The 5,389-nt window shown below is 62.5% G+C and carries 4 protein-coding genes; 1 reads left to right on the top strand and 3 read right to left on the bottom strand.

From position 1 onward, the window contains the following. The 3 genes from KBZ15_RS17640 to KBZ15_RS17630 all read right to left on the bottom strand — a co-directional run. On the bottom strand, positions 1-867 hold an 867-nt coding region (locus KBZ15_RS17640; RefSeq protein WP_255016532.1), incomplete at its 3' end, for a protein kinase domain-containing protein. Between the two features lie 7 nt (positions 868-874). Further along, positions 875-1,642, bottom strand: a complete 768-nt coding sequence (locus tag KBZ15_RS17635; RefSeq protein ID WP_255016531.1) for an FHA domain-containing protein — start codon at positions 1,640-1,642, stop codon at positions 875-877. Beyond that, positions 1,639-1,950 (bottom strand): hypothetical protein, encoded by a 312-nt coding sequence (locus KBZ15_RS17630; protein WP_255016533.1) that lies wholly within the window; start codon positions 1,948-1,950, stop codon positions 1,639-1,641. Before KBZ15_RS17630 ends, KBZ15_RS17635 begins: the two co-directional genes overlap by 4 nt. A gap of 14 nt (positions 1,951-1,964) precedes the next feature. Here KBZ15_RS17630 and KBZ15_RS17625 point away from each other — a divergent pair, with 14 nt between their 5' ends. Beyond that, positions 1,965-4,367 carry a transglycosylase domain-containing protein gene (locus tag KBZ15_RS17625; protein ID WP_255016530.1) on the top strand — a complete coding sequence of 801 codons (2,403 nt, stop codon included), beginning with the start codon at positions 1,965-1,967 and terminating at the stop codon, positions 4,365-4,367. Positions 4,368-5,389 lie beyond the last annotated feature (1,022 nt).

Genomic DNA, 5,389 nt, shown 5'->3' with positions numbered 1-5,389 from the left:
CTGCAGGAACAGCTCCTGCAGCGGGGCGGGATAAAGCGGCCAGGTCACCAGCGCCGCGCCCTGCTCCTGGGGATCCGGCTGGTTGCGCGGGTCCTGTGGATCGAAGATGAAGACAGGATCCTCGCCGTAGAGCTTGCGCCGGGCTGGCTCATCTAGGCAGTGGATCGCCAGTTCCATCTGGCCCCGCAGGGGATGGTGGCGGGTGAGCAACATGAATAGCAGCACCGCCAGTGAGAACAGGTCGCTGTTGGCCCCTGGGCGGTCGCGCCGCATCAGGATCTCCGGCGCCATGAACCCCGGGGTGCCGAGCACGCTGCCCAGGTCGCGCCCATCCACATCCACGTTGTCGTTGTCGCAGATCAGGATGCGGCCGCTGGCGGCCTCGAGGAACAGGTTGCCAAGGGAGATGTCCTTGTAACAGAGGCCCTTGCTGTGCAGGCCATGGAACGCTTCGGCAAGGAAGAAGCCGGCGCGCACCGCATGGCCGAGGTTGATGGCCAGCCGGCCGCTGTAGTGCTCCACGGCCCCCACGAACGTCGCCGGTCGCAGCTCCATTAGGTAGCCGAAGCCGGCGGGGTTGGTGCGGATCAGCGGGAGGCTCGCCGAGGTGGGGCGCAGCAGCGCGATTGGCCAGAGAAAGGCCCGGCTGGGCGCCGTAGCGCGGATGCTCTCCAGCAGGCGCTGCTCCAGGTGGGGGTCCTGCTCGAGGCAGCGGGGCAGGTACCACTTCAGAGCCAGGCGATCGCCACCCACCGCCACTTCATAGACCTGCCCTTGAGTGCCACCCCCCAACCCGCACAGCACCTGGACAGGGCTGCTCAGACCTTCGAACTGCAGCCAGGCGCCTTCCGGCAGGATCCAGGTCACGGAGTGTTCAGGGTTGCTGGAGACTCTGGCCGATGGCTTTGCGAATGCCGTTGCGATGGGCCAGAGCGGTCACCCGGTTGGCGAATTGTCGCCGCTGGGCCCGCCCGTCGTGCAGCACCACCAGGAGGGTGTGGCTCTTGCGGGAGCCCAGCAGGATCCAGCCGGCCAGGGCCGCCAACTCCAGGGGCCAGAACAGGAGCGGGAAGGGCAGCAGCAGCAGGCCGCCCAAGCTGGTGAGCAGCCACCAGCTGAAGATGTGGGGAAAGAGGGGCTCGCTGAGCACCACCGCCGAGCGGATCTGGTTTAGAGGAACCGTGGTGCCGTCGATGTCGATGCTCTTGGGCGGGCTGGGCCGCCGCCCTGATCCGCCGGAGGATCGGGCTTCGCTTGCCCCGGCGGAGCCCCCTTCGGATGTGGCGCCGGTAGGCGCCCTCCTTGGGGAGGCCGGTTCCGGCGCTGCACAGGTTGTGAGGCTGAATACCAACACTGGCCCTCGCAGCCCCAGGCGTATCTCATCGCCATCGCTAAGGGGTCGACAGCGCCTGACCCGCTCACCCTCGAGGTAGGTTCCGTCACTGCTCTGCCAGTCGCACACCATCCAGCCGTGGCTGGCGTTGAAGCGCACCACCGCGTGATGGGGCGACACTCCTTCCAGGCTGACCAGAGTCAACCGGTTGTTGCCGGCCTGGCCAATGGTCAGCTGCAGGCTGGGCTGGAGGGTCACCCGTTTGGTTGGCGTGTCCCGCAGGTGCAGCTGCGCCGTGGCACCGCTCATCGCCCCTGCCGCCGCCGTTGCCACCACAGGCGCCAGTCGTTCCGCAGCTCGTTCCACCAGCCGCCGTCACCCTCGCGGTAAGGCACCACCCGGCCGGGAAATAGCAGGGCCAGTGCCGCCAGCGCCAGGCTCACCAGCACCATGCTGAGCAGAACCCAGCCCGGAATGGCCCCGGGCCACTGGGCTGCCCAGATGGCCCGCACCGCGTAAACCGCCACGGTGAGGGCAAGCCACAGGCGAAAGGGCTCCCAGGGGTCGTGCTGACGCGCCAAAGGCACTGCAGTGTGCTGCCCGTAGCCTATGTGCACCAAGATGTGCAGCGGTGGAGACGGACCAGCCCACAGGTGGCCAGGAGGCTGATTCTCCTGGCGCCCGCCGCCAATCCTGGCTCCAGCTGGTGCAGGCCCTGTTCGGCACCGCAGGCGTCGGCCGCCGCCAGGCACTGCGCGAGGCCTGGCACCAGCTGCGCCGCCGAGAGGCCGTAGCGGAGCTGTGGCAGGGGGATCAGTGCATCAGCCGCCTGGTGCTGGAGCGGGAGCGCATCCGCCTCGGCCGGGATCCCGATTGCGAGTTGCCCGTGGAGGTGGCGGGCGTCAGCCGGGTGCACGCCATTCTCGAGCGCGCCAGGTCCAGTAACCGCGATTACACCCTCGAGGATTTCAACTCCGCCAACGGCCTGTTCCACCGTGACCGCCGCATCCGCGCTATCCAGCTGAAAGACGGCGATGCCATCTGGTTAGGGTCGCCCCTTAAGGGGAATGCGCCGGTGCTGCGCTATTTCCATCCCCGCAGTGCACTTGAGCTGACAGTGCACTGGGTGGGGATTGCCAGCCTGGTGAGCTCCGCGCTGTTGGTGAGCGCCATGCTCGGAGCCGCCACAGTGGCGGGCGGATCCAAGATCCGATCCATCGCCGGTCCGGTGAAGATCTTCGCCAGTGATGGCAGCCAGGTGGATGCCAAGCAGGGTTCAGCCACGGCGTGGCCCTCGCTGGGTAATTATCCGCTGCATCTGCGTCAGGCGCTGATCGCCTCAGAAGAGTCGCGCTTCGGCTGGAACAGCGGCCTGGATCTTTTTGGCACGCTGCGCTCGGCACTGCTGCGCAGCGGTGGCGGCAGTGGCCTCACCCAGCAGGTGGCTCGGCTGTATTACGCCGATGTGGGCCGCGATTACAGCCTCACTCGCAAGCTGCGGGAGCTGTGGGTGGCCCTGCAATTGGAGGTGGGCTACAGCAAGAACCGGATCCTGAAGATGTATCTCGACCGCGCCCATCTGGGGCTGGGGTCCGATGGCTTCGAACAGGCCGCCCAGCTTTACTTCCGGCGTTCGGCCAGTCAGCTGGATCTGTCGCAGTCGGCTTTTCTGGTGGGCTTGCTGCCCAGCCCAAATGGCTACAGCCCCTGTTTGGCGCCGCAGCACTGGGAGGAAGCGGAAGCTCTGGAGGAGAGCCTGCGCAAGCGCGCCAACGGCAAGCTGAGCGAGCGCGACCAGCAGCGCATTGCTGCGGTGCGCGAGGGCGAGTGGCTGCCCACCCAGCGCCGCAATCTGGTGCTTGGTCTGATGCATGACCAGGGATTTCTGGGTGTTGGCCCCCAGGCCGATCAGGCCCTGCAGGATGCGAAGCGCAAGCCGTTAAATATCGACGCCTCTGCATGTCGGGAGAGTGCGATCGAGGCCTACCCCTACTTCAGTGATTACGTGATGGGGGAGCTGGAGGGCCGGCGCTTCGGCCTAAACCTCGATGAGGATTCAGGTGGCAATTACTACGTGGAAAGCACCATTGATCCCCAGTTGCAGCTGCTGGCCCAGGAGCAGCTGCGCCGATTCCTCGATGGCCCGGCTGCAGCTGCAGGCCTAAGTCAGGGAGCACTGATCAGCGTCAAGCCCAGCACCGGTGAGATCCTGGCCTACGTAGGTGGCGGTGATTACGACCGTTCCAGTTTTGATCGGGTGCAAGCCGAGCGTCAGCCGGGCTCCACCTTCAAGCTGTTTCCCTTCCTGGCGGCATTGGAGGCTGGTGTGAAGCCGGAAGATCTGATTTCCTGTGCGCCCTTCGGCTATGTGGCCGGATGCAGTCACGGTGCTGGTTCGCCAGGCGGCACCGCCAGCGTGATTGATGGTTTTGCCTTGTCGGAAAACGTGGTAGCGCTGCGGCTTGGCGAGCGTGCTGGTTTTCCCCAGGTGGTGAAGCGGGCTCGGCAGCTGGGCATCACCACACCAATGGATGCCGATGCCAACACCATGCTGGGCGGCCGCGAAACCTATCTCTATCAACTGGCCCGGGCCTATGCGGTGGTGGCCAATGGCGGCCGCTCCGTGCCCCTCTTTGGTGTGAAGCGGATCGTGGATCTGGGCATGTGTCCATCGATCCGCAGCCTCAGCACCTGCCCAGCCGGCAGCGTCACGGTGCCGATCGGTGAGCAACCTCGGCAGCTGATCACCCCGGAGGTCAATGCCAGCATGGATAGCTTGCTGGCTGCCGTGGTGCAGCGCGGCACGGGTCGTGCCGCCAGCGTGGTTGCCGAGGGCCGCGGCAAAACCGGCACCACCAACAATGGCGTTGATGTGGTGTTCATTGGCTATTCACCGTCGATGGATCTGCTCACGGCGATCTGGATGGGCAACGACGACAACAAGCCCGCCGATTCCGCCAGCGGTGCTCTAGTGGCGGAGTTGTGGGGGCGTTATATGCAGAAAGTGGCTGCCACAACTCCTCTTCGGAGTTGAGAACTGACTGTTCAATCACGTCTGCTGAGACGGATGGCTTGGTGCTCTGTTGAGACGGCTCACGATCTTGTCGAGCTTTCGGAAGAGCTCCATCCCCCTAATTACACCTTAAGGCAGCTCTCTTTTGAGCACCTGCCGCTATAATGTGTCAAAATAGTCTTAAGTACCAATTTCGATAAAATGAAGCTGTTTACTCATGTCTTGATCGCGTCGCTACTTGTCCCCACGTCTGCTCTGGCAAGCCCAGCTAATCTCGGGGACTGCGATCCCAACCTCAGAAAGAAAGATGAGTTCCACAAATACATGTGCAATCGAAATGACGGGAGCATTGGATGGCTTTCTGGAGGCAGAATTGGAGGTGGCACACCCATTTTTGCCGTAGCAAATCGCGACACACCCGACGCTTTCATGGTCTTAAAAGATACAACCGCTTATCCTGGGTTTCGCTGTTACTATGACGAGCCAAGGGGCTTAAACAGTCCTACCTCACGCTGCATAAGTCAAGTCCGTCAAATGGCCGCCATGCCGAGCGTTAAAGTCTATGCCAACTGCAGTCAGATTAAAGTCAGGTATTCGGACGAGCGCAGTGCGTACAAATTCTGGGAGCTTGATGAATACGGGTATATGACATGGCTTCCCCTAGGGGCACAACCTAGTTACGTCGACGGGCAGCCGATGCGCATGGCAGGTGGTACCGATAGCGTTGTCACAGGTGCTTTTGCGACACTATGTCCCGCCAAGTTCAGAAATTTTGGGGGCAAGACTGGAAATTAAGAGTAAACTGGTAACAATTGCAAATCAGCAGGTATCCGAGTAGTCGACGCGCATGCGTCTTCTGAACAACCCCTGGCCATTACATCGTTATTTTTTAATTAAATTAAGGGCACCTCGAAAAATACGATCAGCCCTTGCGATGAGGCGGCAATAGCTTATAATTTGGATAGTTAATTGCATCCCTAGTATGGGCCAAAGAGGCTTCTGGGACGAGCAGCAGAGGGTTGACAAGCTCAAAACTAAAAAGC

Origin of the sequence: Cyanobium sp. BA20m-p-22 (assembly GCF_024346275.1) — a bacterium.
Lineage (GTDB): Bacteria > Cyanobacteriota > Cyanobacteriia > PCC-6307 > Cyanobiaceae > Cyanobium_A.
This window is presented reverse-complemented; position numbering and strand designations above follow the sequence as displayed.